Annotated in this window: 15 protein-coding genes and 2 riboswitches; of the genes, 12 read left to right on the top strand and 3 right to left on the bottom strand. The window is 69.4% G+C overall.

All coding sequences use genetic code 11. The annotated features are described in order from the left end of the window. Window positions 1-38 precede the first annotated feature (38 nt). Window positions 39-1,157, bottom strand: a complete 1,119-nt coding sequence (gene gcvT, locus ACWD5F_RS33600) for a glycine cleavage system aminomethyltransferase GcvT (protein WP_451260160.1) — start codon at window positions 1,155-1,157, stop codon at window positions 39-41. Window positions 1,158-1,194: 37 nt separating this feature from the next. Continuing rightward, window positions 1,195-1,305, bottom strand: a riboswitch (glycine riboswitch). After that, a riboswitch (glycine riboswitch) is annotated at window positions 1,306-1,398 on the bottom strand. It lies immediately after the preceding riboswitch. A gap of 148 nt (window positions 1,399-1,546) precedes the next feature. Between gcvT and ACWD5F_RS33605 the strand changes: the two genes are divergently transcribed. The 10 genes from ACWD5F_RS33605 (at window position 1,547) to ACWD5F_RS33650 (ending at window position 13,127) form a co-directional block, all read left to right on the top strand. After that, entirely contained in the window at window positions 1,547-2,221 is a 675-nt protein-coding gene (locus ACWD5F_RS33605) for an AAA family ATPase (RefSeq protein ID WP_401723091.1), read from the top strand. Between the two features lie 265 nt (window positions 2,222-2,486). Beyond that, window positions 2,487-3,278: an enhanced serine sensitivity protein SseB gene (locus ACWD5F_RS33610; protein ID WP_451260161.1), complete on the top strand. Its 792-nt coding sequence runs from the start codon at window positions 2,487-2,489 to the stop codon at window positions 3,276-3,278. Between the two features lie 184 nt (window positions 3,279-3,462). Continuing rightward, window positions 3,463-4,218 (top strand): enhanced serine sensitivity protein SseB C-terminal domain-containing protein, encoded by a 756-nt coding sequence (locus ACWD5F_RS33615; RefSeq protein ID WP_401723094.1) that lies wholly within the window; start codon window positions 3,463-3,465, stop codon window positions 4,216-4,218. Between the two features lie 334 nt (window positions 4,219-4,552). Next, a complete protein-coding gene (locus ACWD5F_RS33620) occupies window positions 4,553-5,560 on the top strand; it encodes an ABC transporter permease (protein ID WP_401722495.1) in 1,008 nt (335 codons plus the stop codon). Between the two features lie 70 nt (window positions 5,561-5,630). Further along, window positions 5,631-7,430, top strand: a complete 1,800-nt coding sequence (locus ACWD5F_RS33625; RefSeq protein ID WP_451260162.1) for an ABC transporter substrate-binding protein — start codon at window positions 5,631-5,633, stop codon at window positions 7,428-7,430. A gap of 111 nt (window positions 7,431-7,541) precedes the next feature. Further along, on the top strand, window positions 7,542-8,540 hold the full coding sequence (locus ACWD5F_RS33630) for an ABC transporter permease (RefSeq protein ID WP_401722501.1): 999 nt from the start codon (window positions 7,542-7,544) through the stop codon (window positions 8,538-8,540). Beyond that, window positions 8,537-9,634, top strand: a complete 1,098-nt coding sequence (locus ACWD5F_RS33635) for an ABC transporter ATP-binding protein (RefSeq protein ID WP_401722502.1) — start codon at window positions 8,537-8,539, stop codon at window positions 9,632-9,634. Before ACWD5F_RS33630 ends, ACWD5F_RS33635 begins: the two co-directional genes overlap by 4 nt. Before the next feature lie 14 nt (window positions 9,635-9,648). Then, the gene (locus ACWD5F_RS33640) at window positions 9,649-10,935 is read left to right on the top strand and encodes an ABC transporter ATP-binding protein (protein ID WP_451260163.1); all 1,287 of its coding nucleotides are present in this window, start codon (window positions 9,649-9,651) and stop codon (window positions 10,933-10,935) included. Window positions 10,936-11,032: 97 nt separating this feature from the next. Then, entirely contained in the window at window positions 11,033-12,424 is a 1,392-nt protein-coding gene (locus tag ACWD5F_RS33645; RefSeq protein WP_401722507.1) for a M1 family metallopeptidase, read from the top strand. Between the two features lie 46 nt (window positions 12,425-12,470). After that, on the top strand, window positions 12,471-13,127 hold the full coding sequence (locus tag ACWD5F_RS33650; RefSeq protein ID WP_401722508.1) for a trimeric intracellular cation channel family protein: 657 nt from the start codon (window positions 12,471-12,473) through the stop codon (window positions 13,125-13,127). Here ACWD5F_RS33650 and ACWD5F_RS33655 read toward each other — a convergent pair. After that, window positions 13,036-14,256, bottom strand: coding sequence for an alpha/beta hydrolase (locus ACWD5F_RS33655; RefSeq protein ID WP_451260164.1), 1,221 nt, complete (start codon window positions 14,254-14,256; stop codon window positions 13,036-13,038). The two genes, ACWD5F_RS33650 and ACWD5F_RS33655, sit on opposite strands and share 92 nt — an antisense overlap. A gap of 179 nt (window positions 14,257-14,435) precedes the next feature. On the opposite strand from ACWD5F_RS33655, the gene ACWD5F_RS33660 reads away from it, so the two are divergent. Both ACWD5F_RS33660 and ACWD5F_RS33665 read left to right on the top strand, forming a co-directional pair. After that, window positions 14,436-15,296: a thioesterase family protein gene (locus ACWD5F_RS33660; protein ID WP_451260165.1), complete on the top strand. Its 861-nt coding sequence runs from the start codon at window positions 14,436-14,438 to the stop codon at window positions 15,294-15,296. 203 nt (window positions 15,297-15,499) lie between these two features. Then, complete coding sequence (locus ACWD5F_RS33665; RefSeq protein WP_451260166.1) at window positions 15,500-15,883, top strand: hypothetical protein; 384 nt, start codon at window positions 15,500-15,502, stop codon at window positions 15,881-15,883. A gap of 101 nt (window positions 15,884-15,984) precedes the next feature. Here ACWD5F_RS33665 and ACWD5F_RS33670 read toward each other — a convergent pair whose 3' ends face one another. Beyond that, the gene (locus ACWD5F_RS33670) at window positions 15,985-16,617 is read right to left on the bottom strand and encodes a TetR family transcriptional regulator (RefSeq protein WP_401722519.1); all 633 of its coding nucleotides are present in this window, start codon (window positions 16,615-16,617) and stop codon (window positions 15,985-15,987) included. Window positions 16,618-16,758: the final 141 nt, after the last annotated feature.

Genomic DNA, 16,758 nt, shown 5'->3' on the forward strand with positions numbered 1-16,758 from the left:
GAAGGGTGAAGAGGTGCGGGGGAGCACTGCGGAAAGTGTTACTTCCGGCGCTTGTAGAACGGCAGCGCCACGACCTCGTACGGCTCGTGGCTGCCCCGGATGTCCACGCCGACCCCGGCCGTGCCGGGCGCCGCGTGGGCCGCGTCGACGTAGGCCATCGCGATCGGCTTCCCCAGCGTGGGGGAGGGGGCGCCGGAGGTGACCTCGCCGATCACCTGGCCGTCGGCGACGACCGGGTAACCGGCACGCGGCACCCGTCGGCCCTCGGCGACCAGGCCGACCAGGACGCGCGGCGCGTCGTGGTTGAGGTTCTCGAGGGCCTCGCGCAGCGCCTGGCGCCCCACGAAGTCGCCCTCCTTCTCGAACTTCACCACCCGGCCGAGCCCGGCGTCGAAGGGGGTGAGCGAGGCGCTCAGCTCATGCCCGTACAGCGGCATGCCCGCCTCCAGGCGCAGCGTGTCCCGGCAGGACAGACCGCAGGGGATCAGGCCGACGCCCTCGCCCGCCTTGGTCAGCGCCTGCCACAGCTCGACCGCGTGCTCCGGCTTCACGAACAGCTCGAAGCCGTCCTCGCCGGTGTAGCCGGTGCGGGCGATGAGGGCGGGGACACCGGCGACCGTGCCGGGCAGACCGGCGTAGTACTTCAGGCCGTCGAGGTCGGCGTCCGTGAGGGACTTGAGGATGCCGGGGGACTCCGGCCCCTGGACGGCGATCAGCGCGTAGGCGTCCCGGTCGTCGCGCACCTCGGCGTCGAATCCGGCCGAACGTTCCGTCAGCGCGTCGAGCACGACCTGGGCGTTGGAGGCGTTGGCGACGACCATGAACTCGGTCTCCGCGAGGCGGTAGACGATCAGGTCGTCCAGGATGCCGCCGTCGGCCCGGCAGATCATGGTGTAGCGGGCGCGGCCGACGCCGACGGAGGCGATGTTGCCGACGAGGGCGAAGTTCAGGAGCCGGTCCGCCTCCGGGCCGGTGACGGTGATCTCACCCATGTGGGAGAGGTCGAAGAGCCCGGCCTTCGTGCGTACGGCGAGGTGCTCGTCGCGCTCGGAGCCGTAGCGCAACGGCATGTCCCAGCCGGCGAAGTCGGTCATGGTCGCGCCCAGCGAGCGATGCAGGGCATCGAGCGCGGTGTGACGGGGTTCGGTGCTGCTCATCGGACGTGAGTCTCCCAAGGCATGACGGCGAGGTCGTTCCTCCCCATCTGTCATCGGAACCTGAGAGGTTCGTCATGACCGCACGGGACATGACTTGCACCTTGGGTGGGGCCACCGGCAACACCGGGGACCCGCTTTTCAGATGTGCCTCGCCCGCGCGGTAACGGGGCCTGAGAGATTCAAGGGAGGGACTTGCTCCTTCGGCGCCCCAGGTGACCGGGGACTCTCCCGCGCGGATTCAAACGGCCGGTATGCAGTTGGCGCGCACATCATCGCACAGGCTCTGTAACAGGCTTGTGGCCGGAACCGAACGGAACCGGGAGACACCGTGGATTACCTTCTCTTTACATTCGGTGGGGAGAAGCTTTCCTGACCCGGCAGGGAGGACGATCACGGTGACAAGGACCACGGCGTACGCGGCGACCTCGGCCGTCGCGCTGCCCCAGCAGGCCCCGGCACCCGCCCGCGAGCGCTGCGCCGAGCGGCCGGCCCCGGTCGTCCGCGACCTGCGCGACCGCTCGGGCCGCAGCCCGCACGCCCTGCTCTTCGGCCCCCGCGACCTGGTGGTGATCACCGGCCTGCCCGGCAGCGGCAAGTCCACGCTGATGCGGCGCGCGGTCAAGGGCATCCGCATCGACTCCCAGGACGCCCGCGACCGCTGGGACACCCGGGCGTCCCGCTTCCTGCCGTACGCCGTCTACCGCCCCCTGGTCCGCCTCGCCCACTACGCCGGTCTCGGCCGCGCCCTGCGCGCCGGCGCCGGCGTCGTCGTGCACGACTGCGGCACCCAGGCCTGGGTGCGCGGCTGGCTGGCCCGCGAGGCCCGGCGCCGCGGCGGCATCCTGCACCTGGTCCTGCTCGACGTGCCCCCGCGCACCGCCCTGGCGGGCCAGCGCGACCGCGGCCGGGGTGTCTCCCGCTACGCCTTCCTGCGCCACCGCACGGCGGCCGGCCGGCTGATCCGCTCCGTGGAGCGCGGCGACCTGCCCGAGGGCGTCGGCTCGGCGGTGCTCCTGGACCGGGACGCGGCGGACGTGCTGCGCAGGATCGGATTCACGGGCTGAGGTGCCGCCGCCGATGGGCCGCCGTCGAGCCGCGCCGCCTCGGGGCCGCCGCGCTCGTCGAGCCGTGCCGAGGCGGCAGTGGCCCGCGGCGGGCGGTGCCCGGACCGGTCTCGCGCCGGGACCCTCCGGTCCGGCCGTCGTCCCGGCCCGTGCGTTCCGCGGACGGTGCGCCGGGCGAGATCGGCCGCACGAGCCCACCGCCAGGGGCCCCGTACCCGTTAGCCTTTGCTGCCACAGCGGTACTTCACAGCAGGCGGTCGGACAGATGGACTTCCCAGCGGATCTCCCCGCGGAGTTTCCCATGCAGGCGCACCCCCATCCGCACGGCGGATGGCCCGGCAACGAGCTGGAGGAGGTGCTGTCGGCGTCCCTCGGCGTGCCCATGGCGGGCGGCCGGATCGTCGAGGTGCTCAGCCGCAGCTTCCTCTGGATCCCGCTGCCCAGCGGCGGCGGCCCGCACAGCGGCCCGCTGGACCTGCCCACGCTGGAGATCGAGGGCCAGGCCTACGTCCCGGTCTTCAGCTCCGAGGAGCAGTTCCGGCATGTCGTCGGCGCGCATCTGTCGTACACGATCGCGCCCGCCGTCGAGTTCGCCCGCGGTCTGCCCCCGCAGGTCGGCATCGCCGTGAACCCGGACGGCATGGTCGGGATCCCGCTCCCGCCGGCCGCCGTCGCCGAGCTGTGCCGCATCGGCCGCACCCTCCTCGACGGCCCCACCTCCGGCGGCCGCGTCCGCCTCTTCGAACCGGACTGGCAGGACGACCCGGTCGACTTCCTCGCCGCCGCCTCCGCCGAGTTCGAGACAACTCCCGTGATCCAAACGGCCCGCCGCTGCCTCGCCGCGATCGAGACGGCGGACCCGGTGATGTTCGTGGGCGTCGAACTCTCCGAATGGGAGGGCGACCTACGAGCCGTCCCCCTGGAGGCCCTGGGCCGAGCCCTGACCAAGTCCCCACCCCAGTGGCCGGTCAACCTGGTCCTCCTGGACGTCACGGACGACCCGGTGGCGACGTGGATGAGGCAACAGGTCAGGCCGTTCTACCAACGGAACTTCTGAACGCCGCAGGGTCAACCAACCTAGGGGCGCGGGGAACTGCGCGATCAACCACGACGGACCCGCACTCGCCGACGGACAACAAGCCCCGAGCTCATGGGCGCTTAAGCTGTCACAGACACGCGGGGCACATCTCGAAGGGGCGGTAAGACACGTGAGCGCGAGCCTCAGCGGCAGCGTGGAGCACATGCTGCGCCAGGTCACGCCAGGGCGCTACGACGCCTACGAGGCCCTGCTCCGCGCCCTCGCGACCCCCGGTGCGGGCCAGGTCTGGATGCTCCTGTGGCACGGCCAGTCCGGCTCCCCGGACGCCCAGTACGGAAACATGGAGGTCGAGGGCCACGGCTACGCCCCGTGCGTCACCTCCGCCCAGGAGCTGTCCGCCAGCGGCTGGAACCGCTCGTACGAGGTCGTCGACGGGGTCGACGTGGCCCGCACGCTCTATCCCGACCACTTCGGCCTCTGGCTCAACCCGCACGCCCCCGGCGGCGGTGTCGGCATCCCGTGGCTGGATCTGCGCCGGATCGCCACCGGCCTGGAGCGCCAGCCCGCGGGCCCGCTGCGGCTGTCGGAACCCGGCATCGAGATCCCGCAGTTCTACGCCCTGCTCGCGCACAACGCGCACCGCACCCCGGCCGTCCGCGCGCTGCGCCGCGCCTGGGTGCAGCCGGCGCTCGGGGCGCCGTATCTGGCCATCGGTCTCGACGTGTACGACACCTCGCCGCCCGCGGTGGACGCGGTGCGGGCGATGATGCAGCAGTCGATCGGCGCGGTCCCCGAGGGCCTGCCGGTGTCGACCGTGGCGATGTCGGACGAGGACGACCCGGTCGCGATGTGGATGCGGGCCGGCGCCCGGCCCTTCTACGACCGTGAGGCGCACGCGGCTCCGGCCCAGGCCCCCGCGGCCGGGTACGGCTATCCACCGGCACCTGGCGGATACTGAGCGGGCGCGCACTGGTCCAGACCGGCGCACGCGCTGGTCCGGACCGGAGAAGTGGTGGGTCTGCGCGCGTAGATAGCGGCGGAAGATCCGTCCGCTTACTGAATGTCCGGATTCGTCCGCGTCCGACCCCCGTTACCCGCTGTCCGGATAACGGAACCCCTCTGACCTCATCACGTTTACGCATCCTTTCCCCGTCAAGTCTGGCAACAGATCGCCAAAGCGTTGAAGACTCCCGCACCAGGGGCTCTTTGTGCCCCGAGTACGACGGACTGATCACGCCGCTACAGCGGCAAGTGCGGGCCGGCTACCGCCGGTTGAGAGGGGTCCCTGCCAGATGACGGCACCATTGCACGAGCCGACCGCGGAAGCGGCCCCGAGTGCGGCCGAGGAAGCCGCGGTCGCAGCCGCCGGCGCCAAGACCGTTCAGGGACGTTCCCTGGGCCGGATCGCCTGGGAGCGCCTGAAGCGGGACAAGCTCGCCCTGACAGGCGGCATCGTGGTGGTCGTCCTCATCGTGGTCGCCCTGCTCGCGCCGGTGATCACCAACCTGCTGGGGCAGGACCCGGACGCCTACCACGAGAACCTGATCGACCCGCTGTTCGGCACCCCCAAGGGATCCCTGGGCGGCATCAGCGGCGAGCACCTGCTGGGCGTCGAGCCGGTCAACGGCCGCGACATCCTCGCCCGCATCCTCTACGGCGCCCGCGTCTCGCTCCTGGTGGGCTTCCTGTCCGCCGTCGTCGCGGTCGTCCTGGGCACCGTCCTGGGCATCCTGGCGGGCTTCTTCGGCGGCTGGGTGGACTCGCTCGTCAGCCGCGTGATGGACGGCCTGCTGGCCTTCCCGCAGCTGCTCTTCACGATCGCCCTGGTCTCCGTGATGCCGAACGAACTGCTGGGCCTCTCCGGGTCCAACGTGCGCGTCTTCGTGATGATCCTGGTCATCGGCTTCTTCGGCTGGCCCTACATCGGACGCGTGGTGCGCGGCCAGACCCTCTCGATGCGTGAGCGCGAGTACGTCGAGGCCGCCCGATCGCTGGGCGCCGGGCGGTTCTACATCCTGTTCAAGGAACTGCTGCCCAACCTCGTGGCGCCGATCATCGTGTACACGACGATGATGATCCCCACCAACATCCTCACCGAGGCTGCTCTCAGCTTCCTGGGCGTGGGCGTCAAGCCGCCCACGTCGTCCTGGGGACAGATGCTGTCGAGCGCCATCGACTACTACGAGTCGGACCCCATGTACATGGTGGTCCCGGGTGTGGCGATCTTCATCACCGTCCTTGCCTTCAACCTGTTCGGCGACGGCGTGCGTGACGCGCTGGACCCGAAGGCGTCCCGCTGAAAGAGCCGTACCCCAATCGTCCCGTGGCACCAACACGGGGTCTCTCATCTAATCCGGAGGATCCGAGATCGTGACTACCCAACGCACCTCAGGGCGGCGTAAGAAGGCATTTGCCGCCGCTGCTGCGGTCGCCGCACTGCTGGCCACGGCGGCGTGCGGCGGCGGCAGCGACGACAACGGCGGCGGCGGTTCGAAGACCGGCGCGGCCGGCTTCGACGCGGCCAACAACAAGGTCGCCCAGGCCTCTCTGGCCAAGAAGGGCGGCACGCTGCGGTTCGGTGGTGCCCAGGACGCCGACTCGTGGGACACCACGCGTGGCTACTACGGCTTCATGTGGAACTTCGCGCGCTACTACAGCCGCCAGCTGGTCACGGGCAAGACGGAGCCGGGCAAGGCCGGCGCCGAGCTCACCCCGGACCTCGCCACCGGTCTCGCCAAGGTCTCGGACGACGGCAAGACGTACACGTACACCCTGCGTGACGGCATCACGTGGGAGGACGGCAAGCCGATCACGTCCAAGGACGTGAAGTACGGCATCGAGCGTGTCTGGGCGCAGGACGTGCTGTCCGGCGGCCCGACGTACCTCAAGGACTTCCTCGACCCCGACGGCGAGTACAAGGGTCCCTACAAGGACACGTCCAAGGACAAGCTCGGTCTGAAGTCCATCACCACCCCGGACGACAAGACCATCGAGTTCCACCTGCCGAAGGCCAACTCGGACTTCCAGGAGGTGCTGGGTCTGGTCTCGGCCTCCCCGGTCCGCCAGGACAAGGACACCAAGTCCAAGTACGGCCTCAAGCCGTTCTCCTCGGGCCCGTACAAGTTCGAGTCCTACAGCCCCGGCAAGAGCCTGACGCTGGTGCGCAACACCGAGTGGAAGCAGTCCTCGGACCCGATCCGCAAGGCGTACCCGGACAAGATCACCGTTCAGTTCTTCTCGGACGCCAACCAGCTGGACCAGCGTCTGCTCAACGGTGACCTGGACCTGGACATCAACCAGACCGGCATGTCCCCGCAGGGCCGCACCACCGCCCTGAAGGAGCACAAGGCCAACCTGGACAACCCGGTCTCGGGTTACATCCGCTACGCGACCTTCCCGCAGAGCGTGAAGCCGTTCGACAACGCCGAGTGCCGCAAGGCCGTCATCCTCGGTGCGGACCACGTCTCGCTGCAGACCGCCCGTGGTGGCCCGGTCGCCGGTGGTGACATCGGCACCAACATGCTCCCGCCGTCCGTCCCGGGCTCCGAGGGCCAGAAGTACGACCCGTACAAGATCTCCGGTGCGAACAAGAACGGCAACGTCGAAGAGGCCAAGGCGGCTCTGAAGGCGTGCGGCAAGCCGAACGGCTTCTCCACCACCATCGCGGTGCGCAACAACAAGCCGGTCGAGGTCGCCACGGCCCAGTCGCTCCAGGCGTCGCTGAAGAAGATCGGCATCAACGCCCAGATCGACCAGTTCGACGGCTCGCAGACCACCGGCATCATCGGTAGCCCCTCGAACGTGAAGAAGAAGGGCTACGGCATCATCATCATGGGCTGGGGTCCGGACTTCCCGACCGTCCAGGGCTTCGGTCTCCCGCTGTGGGACAGCAAGTACATCGCGGAGAGCGGCAACAACAACTTCGCCCTGATCGACGACAAGACCATCGACGGTCTGTTCGACAAGTACGTCACGACGCTGGACGAGGCGGGCAAGACCACCATCTCGACCGAGATCAACCACAAGGTCATGGAGGGCGCGTACTACCTGCCCTTCACCTTCGAGAAGTTCATCAACTGGCGTGGTGACAACCTCGCGAACGTCTACACGTCGGACAACTACAGCGGCATGTACGACTTCGTGAACCTCGGTCTGAAGTCCGCGAAGTAATCCCGGCACACCCGCCGAACGGCACGAAAGGCAGGTGAAGGCCGGCGCGGCGTGGTCGCGGGCCATCGGATGACCTCCGGTGGCCCGCGGCCCCGCGGCGGGCCGTAAGCTGTGCTCGCTTACCTGATCAGGCGGCTGTTCGCCGCCGCTGTGATGCTCGTGGTCATCGTGATGGTGGTCTTCGGCATCTTCTTCCTCGTCCCCAAGTGGGCGGGCGTGGACATCGCCTCGAGCTTCGTGGGCAAGCAGGCCGACCCGGCTGCGGTCGAGGCCGTCCGGCAGAAGCTGGGCCTGAGCGACCCGATCTACTCCCAGGTCTGGGAGTTCTTCAAGGGCATCTTCGCCGGTCGCACCTACTCCGGCGGCGGCGACGTCACGCACTGCGCCGCGCCCTGCTTCGGCTACTCCTTCCGCAGCGAGCAGGCCGTCTGGCCGGTGCTCACCGACCGCTTCCCGGTGACCCTGGGACTGGCGCTCGGTGCCGCCGTGCTGTGGCTGGTCATCGGTGTCTCGGCGGGTGTGCTCTCCGCGCTCAAGCGGGGCACCATCTGGGACCGTGGCGCGATGGTCGTCGCGCTGGCGGGCGTCTCCCTCCCCATCTACTTCACCGGTCTGCTCAGCCTGGCGATCTTCGCCTTCGGGCTGAAATGGATCGACGCGCAGTACGTGCCCCTGGACCAGAGCTTCAGCGGCTGGTTCGGCGGCATGATCCTGCCCTGGATCACCCTCGCCTTCCTGTACGCGGCGATGTACGCCCGGATCACCCGCGCCACCATGCTGGAGATCCTCGGCGAGGACTACATCCGCACCGCACGGGCGAAGGGCCTCAAGGAACAGGTCGTCATCGGCAAGCACGCCATGCGCTCCACGATGACCCCGATCCTGACCATGCTCGGCATGGACCTCGGCGCCCTCATCGGCGGCGCCATCCTGACGGAGTCGACGTTCAACCTGCCCGGCCTCGGCCGCGCGGTGCTCGACGCCATCAAGAACCAGGACCTGCCCATCATCCTGGGCGTCACCCTGATCACTTCTCTCGCCGTGCTGCTCGCCAACCTCGTGGTGGACATCCTGTACGCCGTGATCGACCCCCGAGTGAGGCTGACATGACCGAACTGAGCAAGAGCGGAGCAGCCCTGGGTGAGCCCACCGCAGCCTCCGCCGCGCCGACCTCCTTCCTGGAGGTGCGTGACCTCAAGGTGCACTTCCCGACCGACGACGGCCTGGTCAAGTCCGTCGACGGACTGAGCTTCACGCTGGAGAAGGGCAAGACCCTCGGCATCGTGGGCGAGTCCGGCTCCGGCAAGTCGGTGACCTCGCTCGGCATCATGGGCCTGCACACCGCCGGCCAGTACGGCAAGCGCAAGGCGCAGATCTCCGGCGAGATCTGGCTGGACGGCACCGAGCTGCTCTCCGCCGACCCCGACCACGTGCGCAAGCTGCGCGGTCGCGAGATGGCGATGATCTTCCAGGACCCGCTGTCCGCGCTGCACCCGTACTACACGATCGGCCAGCAGATCGTGGAGGCGTACCGGATCCACCACGACGTCTCCAAGAAGGTCGCGAAGAAGCGCGCGGTCGAGATGCTCGACCGGGTCGGCATCCCGCAGCCCGACAAGCGGATCGACAGCTACCCGCACGAGTTCTCCGGCGGTATGCGTCAGCGCGCGATGATCGCGATGTCGCTGGTCAACAACCCCGAGCTGCTCATCGCGGACGAGCCGACGACCGCCCTGGACGTGACCGTCCAGGCGCAGATCCTCGACCTGATCCGGGACCTGCAGACGGAGTTCGGCTCCGCGGTCATCATCATCACGCACGACCTGGGCGTCGTCGCCGAGCTGGCCGACGACATCCTGGTGATGTACGGCGGCCGGTGCATCGAGCGCGGACCGGCCGAGAAGGTGTTCTACGAGCCCCGCCACCCCTACACCTGGGGCCTGCTGGGCTCGATGCCGCGGTTGGACCGTGAGCAGCAGGAGCGCCTGATCCCGGTCAAGGGTTCCCCGCCCTCGCTGATCAACATCCCGTCCGGCTGCGCCTTCAACCCGCGCTGCCCGTACGCGGACGTCCCCAAGGACAACGTCACCCGCACGGTCCGCCCCGAGCTGACCGAGGTCGGCAGCCAGCACTGGGCCGCCTGCCACATGACGCAGGAGCAGCGGGAGCGGATCTGGACCGAAGAGATTGCGCCGAAGCTGTGAGCGAGGACAAAGCGGTGACCATTCCTGCGCCGAGCGAAGGTGCCACCCTCACCAAGGACGCCGCCCCCGGCGAGACCCTGCTGAAGGTGACCGGGCTCCAGAAACACTTCCCGATCAAAAAAGGCCTGCTCCAGCGGCAGGTCGGCGCCGTGCACGCGGTCGACGGCCTCGACTTCGAGGTCAAGTCGGGTGAGACGCTGGGCGTCGTGGGCGAGTCGGGCTGCGGCAAGTCGACGATGGGCCGGCTGATCACCCGGCTGCTGGAGCCGACCGGCGGCAAGGTCGAGTTCGAGGGCAAGGACATCACGCACCTCGGGGTGGGCGGCATGCGTCCGCTGCGCCGCGATGTGCAGATGATCTTCCAGGACCCGTACTCCTCGCTGAACCCGCGCCACACCATCGGCACGATCATCAGCGCCCCCTTCAAGCTCCAGGGCGTCACGCCTCCGGGCGGGGTCAAGGCGGAGGTCCAGCGGCTGCTGTCGGTCGTGGGCCTCAACCCCGAGCACTACAACCGCTATCCGCACGAGTTCTCCGGCGGTCAGCGCCAGCGCATCGGCATCGCCCGCGCGCTCGCCCTGAAGCCGAAGCTGGTCGTGGCGGACGAGCCGGTCTCCGCGCTGGACGTGTCGATCCAGGCCCAGGTCGTCAACCTGCTGGACGACCTCCAGCAGGAGCTCGGCCTGACGTACGTGATCATCGCGCACGACCTCTCGGTGGTCCGGCACGTCTCGGACCGGATCGCGGTGATGTACCTCGGCAAGATCGTGGAGCTGGCCGACCGCGAGTCGCTGTACCGGGCGCCGATGCACCCGTACACCAAGGCGCTCATGTCCGCGGTGCCGATCCCGGACCCGCGGCGCAAGAACACCAAGAGCGACCGCATCCTGCTCAAGGGCGACGTGCCCTCGCCGATCTCCCCGCCCAGTGGCTGCCGGTTCCACACCCGGTGCTGGAAGGCGACGGAGATCTGCAAGACGACCGAGCCGGTGCTCGTCGAGCTGAAGCCCGGCCAGCAGGTCGCCTGCCACCACCCGGAGAACTTCGAGGACCAGGCCCCGCAGGACACGGTGCTGCTGACCGTGGCCAAGGAGGCGGCCGAGCTGGTCGCCGACGAGGTGCTGGCGGAGTCGGCGGAGACGTCGGCGGCGGTGGCGGCCGAGGTCGAGGAGATCGCGGAGGCCGCTGAGGCGGCCGGCGCGGCGGAGTCCTCCGAGCCGGTCGAGACCGTCGAGCCTGCCGGGTCCACCGAGGCACCGGCGGCGTCTTCGGGCGAGAGCCAGGAGTCAACCGACAAGTAGCGCATGACGAGTTGGCAAAGTCATGTACATGCCCGAACGGGAGAGTTCAGAGTCGTCCGTGTCCGACTTATCGGCACACGCTCGCAAGGGACGACAGATGAATCTCTCCCGTTCGGCACGTTTAGGGGCCCTCGCTACCGCGGCGGCCTCTTTCCTTGTCATAGCCGCCGCCCCCGCCCCAAGCCCCGGCGCGGCCGGCATAGGTGACCCCTACTTCCCGGACCTGGGCAACGGCGGCTTCGACGCCCGCCACTACGACCTCGGCGTGGCGTACAACCCGGACACCGACCGCCTCGACGGTCGTACGACCCTCACCGCCCGTGCCACCGAGAACCTCTCCTCCTTCGACCTGGACCTCCAGAAGCTGGAGGTCACGAGAGTCGAAGTGAACGGCAGACGCGCCCAGTTCACGCGCGACGGCGACGAACTGCGCGTCACCCCGCGCCAGTCCCTGCGCAAGGGCCGCGACTTCAAGGTCACCGTCACTTACGGCGGGGTTCCCGAACCCCTCAGCGGACCCATCGTGTTCGGCTCCGACTACGGGTGGATGAAGACCACCGACGGCGTCTTCGTCGCCTGCGAACCCAACGCCGCCTCCACCTGGTTCCCCTCCAGCGACCACCCCTCGGACAAGGCCACCTACGACATCCGCATCAAGGCCCCCAAGGGCCTGACCGGCGTCTCCAACGGCCGGCTGGTGTCGACGTACGACAAGGGCGCCTCGACGTACACCCACTGGCGCGAGTCGAAGCCGATGGCGACCTATCTCGCGACGGCGACGATCGGGAAGTTCGACGTGAAGACCGGCCGGACCCCGGGCGGCATCCCGATCTACGTGGCCATCGACCCGGTGCTCGCCAACGGCAACAGCGTCGACGTGTACGCCGTCACCGCCGCCGCCACCGACTACTGGTCGCAGGTCTTCGGGCCCTATCCCTTCGAGGAGACCGGCGCGATCGTCGACGACATGCCGGAGGCGGGGTTCTCGCTGGAGGTGCAGTCCAAGCCGGTCTACTCCGCGGTGCGCAGCGAGACGACGATCGTGCACGAGCTGGCTCACCAGTGGTTCGGCGACTCGGTGAGCGTGGCGCAGTGGAAGGACATCTGGCTCAACGAGGGCTTCGCCACCTACGCCCAGTGGCTGTGGGCCGAGCACCAGGGCACCCGCACCGCGCACGACTCGTTCCTGGCCGGCTACAACTCCCGCCCCGCCGGCAACGCCTTCTGGCAGACCGTCGTCGGCGACCCGCAGCGCGACACCATGTTCGCGTCCGCGGTCTACCAGCGCGGCGCGATGACCCTCCAGGTGCTGCGCGAACGCATCGGTGACACCGCCTTCTTCAAGCTGCTGCCGGCCTGGACGAAGCTGCACCGCTACGGCAACGCGAACACGGCCGACTTCATCAGGCTCGCCGAGAAGGTCAGCGGGCAGCAGCTCGACGACCTGTTCCAGACCTGGCTGTTCACCCCAGGGAAACCCTCCCTGTAACCCTTGCATCGAAAGGGAAGCACCCCGCGGCAGGTAAGAATGTGGGGTGCTTCAGCAACTCTTCAGCCCCTCCGTCCAGCACACGCTCGACCTCGTCGGCATCTTCGTGTTCGCCATCTCCGGCGCGCTGCTCGCGGTCCGCAAGAACTTCGACGTCTTCGGCATCGCCGTGCTCGCCGAGGTCACCGCGCTGGGCGGAGGGATCTTCCGGGACGTGATCATCGGGGCGGTGCCCCCGGCCGCGTTCACGGACCTCGGGTACTTCACCACACCGCTCTTCGCCGCGCTCCTCGTCTTCTTCCTCCACCCCCATGTGGAGCGCATCCAGCTCGGCGTGAACACCTTCGACGCGGCGGGACTCGGCCTGTTCTGTGTGACGGGCACGACCAAGGCGTACGACTACGGGCTCAACCTCACCGCGTCGGCGGCCCTGGGCCTGGCCACCGCGGTCGGCGGCGGTGTGCTGCGTGACGTGCTCGCCAACGAGACGCCCTCGCTGCTGCGCTGGGACCGCGACCTGTACGCGGTCCCGGCGATCGTCGGCGCCGCCATCGTCGTCCTGTGCATCCGCTACGACGCCCTCAACCCGTACACCAGCGGGCTCGCGGTCGTCACCGCCTTCGCCCTGCGCCTGCTCGCGATGAAGTACCACTGGCGAGCGCCGCGTGCGTGGAACCGGCGTTCGACGGTGAGCGAGGAGTAGCGGTTCCCCGGCCGGTCCCGAGGCCGTTGCCCAGGCCCAGTTCCTCGGTCAGCCAGCGGAACGCCGGGACCACCTGCGGCCGCCACAGCGCCATGGTGTGCCCGCCCGCGCTCTTCGGGATGTACACCACGTGCACGGTCGTCGGGGCCTTCGCGATCTGTTCGAGGGCCACACCGGCCTCGTAACCGTCGTGCGGCTGACCGGAGATGTAGAGCGCGACCCGGGGCGGGGTACGGGCCCCGCGCAGCAGCAGGTACGGGTTGTTGGCGATCCGCAGCCGCGGGTTCTGCGCGGCCAGCGAATTGCGTTCGCCGATCGGGTCGTTGTAGCCGGACATGCTGACCGCCGCCCGGTAGCGGTCGGGGTGGGCGATGGCGAGCTTGGCCGCGCAGTGACCGCCCGCGGAGTACCCGGCGACCGCCCAGTCAGCCGGAGCGGGAGCGGCCCGGAAGTTGTCCGTCACCATCTTCGGCACGTCGACGCTGAGCCAGGTGTCGGCGTTCACCGTGCCCGTGATGTTGGCGCAGCCGGTGTCCACGCCGGCCAGCAGGTTGGTGCGCGGGGCGACCAGGATGAAGGGCGCCACCCTGCCGTCCCGCATCAGCGGCGCGAGCTGCTTCTCGGCGTGCAGGGATCCGAACCAGGCCTTCGCCGAGCCGGGGTAGCCCGGTAGCAACTCGACCACGGGGAACCGGCGGTGGCGGTAGGCGGGCTTGTCGTACTGCGGCGGCAGCCAGACGTAGACCTCGGCGTTCACGCCCGACACCCGGCCCTTGAGCTGGGTCTCGCGGACGCCGTCGGACAGGGGCGTGAACCGCTGCACCACCCTGGGCAGCCGGGTCAGCGAGATGCCGCCCGTGCCGTCGGCACCGAGGTTCGCGGCCTGCTGCACATGGTCGCCCGTGCCGAGCAGGTCGGCCCAGTTGTCGTACAGGTTGTTCTCGTTGTTGACCAGCGTGAACACCAGGGCGACCGCCGTGCCCTGGGCGAACAGCACCATCAGGACGCGCGCGGCGGCACGCAGGACCCGTGGCCCGCGCAGCCGCGACCACAGCGCGAGCGGAAGGACGACGGCGACGACGGACAGCACGATCAGCGTGTAGAGGAACGCGGTCCCGGTAAGGCTCATGCCCCTATAGAGGCCGAGGCCGTGACCCCGGTTTACGGACGAGTACGGACACTTACCAGGAAATTGCCTCTCTCTCACCGTGATGGCTCAGAGGCGACGGGGTGGGGAGGGGAGACGGGGGAGGGGGCAGGGCGAGCAAAAAGCTACCGCTTAGTAGTCTCTCGTTGTACGGTTCAGGCATGTCTGAAGCAGCTTCTGCGCAGGCCGTCCGGGCCACGGTCGGCGACAGCGAGTTCGACCGGGCCACCGCCCCGACCCGGCGCGCGCCCGGTGTCTACGACGTCGACCTCTCCGCCGGCTGGACGGTGTTCGGCGCCCTCAACGGCGGCTATCTGCTGGCCGTCCTCGGCCGCACGCTCGCGGACGCCCTGCCGCACAGCGACCCGTTCACGATCTCGGCGCACTACCTGACCGCCTCCCGGCCGGGCCCCGCGGTCGTCCGCACGGACCTCGTCCGCACCGGCCGCACCCTCTCCACCGGCCAGGCCTCCCTCTTCCAGTACGACGACGAGGGCCGCGAGGTCGAGCGCATCCGCGTCCTCGCCTCCTACGGCGACCTGGACGCGCTGCCCGACGACGTCCGTACGGCGGCCGAGCCGCCCGCATTCCCGCCGATGGAGCACTGCTTCGGCCCCGAGGACGGCCCGGCCCCGGCCGCCGAAACCTCGGCCATCGCCGACCGGCTGATGCTCAAGCTGGACCCCGCCACCCTGGGCTGGGCGCTCGGCGCGCCCTCCGGCAAGGGCGAGATGCGGTCCTGGTTCGGGCTCGCCGACGGCCGGGACCCCGACCCGTTCTCCCTCCTGCTCGCGGTGGACGCGCTGCCGCCCACGGCCTTCGAGATCGGTCTGTCCGGCTGGGTCCCGACCGTCGAGCTGACCGTCCACGTCCGCTGCCGCCCGGCCCCCGGCCCGCTGCGCGTCTCCATCACCACCCGCAACCTCGCCGGCGGCTTCCTGGAGGAGGACGCCGAGGTCTGGGACAGCGCCGACCGGTTGGTCGCCCAGTCCCGCCAACTCGCCCGGGTCAAGCTCGGCTGAGGGGCTCCGCGGACCGCTTCTGTCACGGGCTTGTACCAGCGAGTAGCGCGCGCCGATGCGTGAAGTGGCAGGTCAGTGGCGTGAGTTGAGATCCTTTTTACCTGATTGACAGGTCGAGGACAGTGCGGCCCCAAGGAAGGCCTAAGCGCCGTTGATTGAGTTCCCGCCTCAGGACTCCCTCATCTTCCTTGGAGTTGTTTCTCATGAACCGTGTGCGTCTCGTCCCGGCAGTGGCTCTGCTGGCGCTCTCGCCCTTCGCCCTGGCGGCCTGCGGTTCGAGTGACTCGTCGTCGTCCTCGAACAGCGGCAACTCCGGTCAGCAGCAGTCCTGTCAGCGGCCCTCGGGCGCGCCGACCGGCAACGCGTCGGGCCGCCCGAGCGGAGCGCCCTCCGGCAACCCGTCGCGCAATCCGTCGCGCAACCCGTCGGCCAACCCCTCCGGCATGCCGAGCGGAGCGCCCGGCGGCGGTCAGGGCGGCGGCCCCGGCGGAGGCGGCCGGGGCGGCTGCGGCGGCGGAGCGGGCGGCGGTGCCGTGCCCAGCGGTGCGCCGAGTGGTGCGCCGAGCCCGCAGGCCACGAAGAGCTGACCCGAGCGGTCGTACGACAGGAGCGGCACTCCCGGTGAACGGGGGTGCCGCTCCTGTGCGTTGACCCGGGATCGGGGCCAGGGCGGGGGTGGAGGCGGTGCTCAGTCCAGCCAGTGCATGCGGCCGACGTTGATCAGCCGCAGCCGGCGGGTCACGATCTGGGTGGCCTGCTCCAGCTCCTTCGAGGCGTCCGGGGACTCCAGTGCCTCCAGGAACAGACAGGCCGTGATCAGCATCTGGTCGACATACAGGTTGGCCAGCATGAGCAGGTCGTCGTCGCTCCAGCCCGCCGCCTCCGGGTCCTTGGCGATCTCGGCCTTCACCTCTTCGGCGAACCGGGCCAGTTGGTCCCGGATGGCCTCGCGCACCGGCTGGACCCCGCCGTGCCGCTCACGGGCGACGAACCGGACGTGGGCGGGGTGCGCGGCCACGTACGCGGCGATCAACTCGACGGCGCGCACGATGCGTTCGTCGCTGTCGCCGGCCGTGGAGACCGTCGCCCGGACCATCGGGTGCAGGCTGCCGAGCGCCTCCTCGACCAAGGCCACACCGAGGTCGGCGGTGGAGCGGAAGTGCCGGTAGAAGGCGGTCGGGGCGACACCGACGGCCCGGGTGACCTCGCGCAGGCCCAGGCTGCTCAGGCTCTGCTCCGCCAGCAGGGCGAGCGCCGCGTCCAGGAGCGCCTGCCGGGTCTTCTGCTTCTGGGCCTGCCGGATGCCGAGGGTGTGACTCATGTCATCCAGTTAACAACCGTTCTCCGGAATTGAAAAGTCGCCGGGAGCGCTAGACTCTGTAGTCAGTGAACAAGTGTTACTACAACCGTTCACCGAAACGTAACGAGAGACGCCCCCGGGTGTCTCGGAGGGGGATCCGTC

The organism is Streptomyces sp. NPDC002499 (genome assembly GCF_053595415.1).

Bases quoted from the DNA above. Each gene is read 5' to 3' on its own strand.
- ACWD5F_RS33660 (WP_451260165.1), top strand. From the start codon at position 14,436: ATGTCTGAAGCAGCTTCTGCGCAGGCCGTCCGGGCCACGGTCGGCGAC.
- ACWD5F_RS33665 (WP_451260166.1), top strand. From the start codon at position 15,500: ATGAACCGTGTGCGTCTCGTCCCGGCAGTGGCTCTGCTGGCGCTCTCG.
- ACWD5F_RS33645 (WP_401722507.1), top strand. From the start codon at position 11,033: ATGAATCTCTCCCGTTCGGCACGTTTAGGGGCCCTCGCTACCGCGGCG.
- ACWD5F_RS33610 (WP_451260161.1), top strand. From the start codon at position 2,487: ATGGACTTCCCAGCGGATCTCCCCGCGGAGTTTCCCATGCAGGCGCAC.
- ACWD5F_RS33635 (WP_401722502.1), top strand. From the start codon at position 8,537: ATGACCGAACTGAGCAAGAGCGGAGCAGCCCTGGGTGAGCCCACCGCA.
- ACWD5F_RS33620 (WP_401722495.1), top strand. From the start codon at position 4,553: ATGACGGCACCATTGCACGAGCCGACCGCGGAAGCGGCCCCGAGTGCG.
- ACWD5F_RS33615 (WP_401723094.1), top strand. From the start codon at position 3,463: ATGCTGCGCCAGGTCACGCCAGGGCGCTACGACGCCTACGAGGCCCTG.
- ACWD5F_RS33655 (WP_451260164.1), bottom strand. From the start codon at position 14,256: ATGAGCCTTACCGGGACCGCGTTCCTCTACACGCTGATCGTGCTGTCC.
- ACWD5F_RS33670 (WP_401722519.1), bottom strand. From the start codon at position 16,617: ATGAGTCACACCCTCGGCATCCGGCAGGCCCAGAAGCAGAAGACCCGG.
- gcvT (WP_451260160.1), bottom strand. From the start codon at position 1,157: ATGAGCAGCACCGAACCCCGTCACACCGCGCTCGATGCCCTGCATCGC.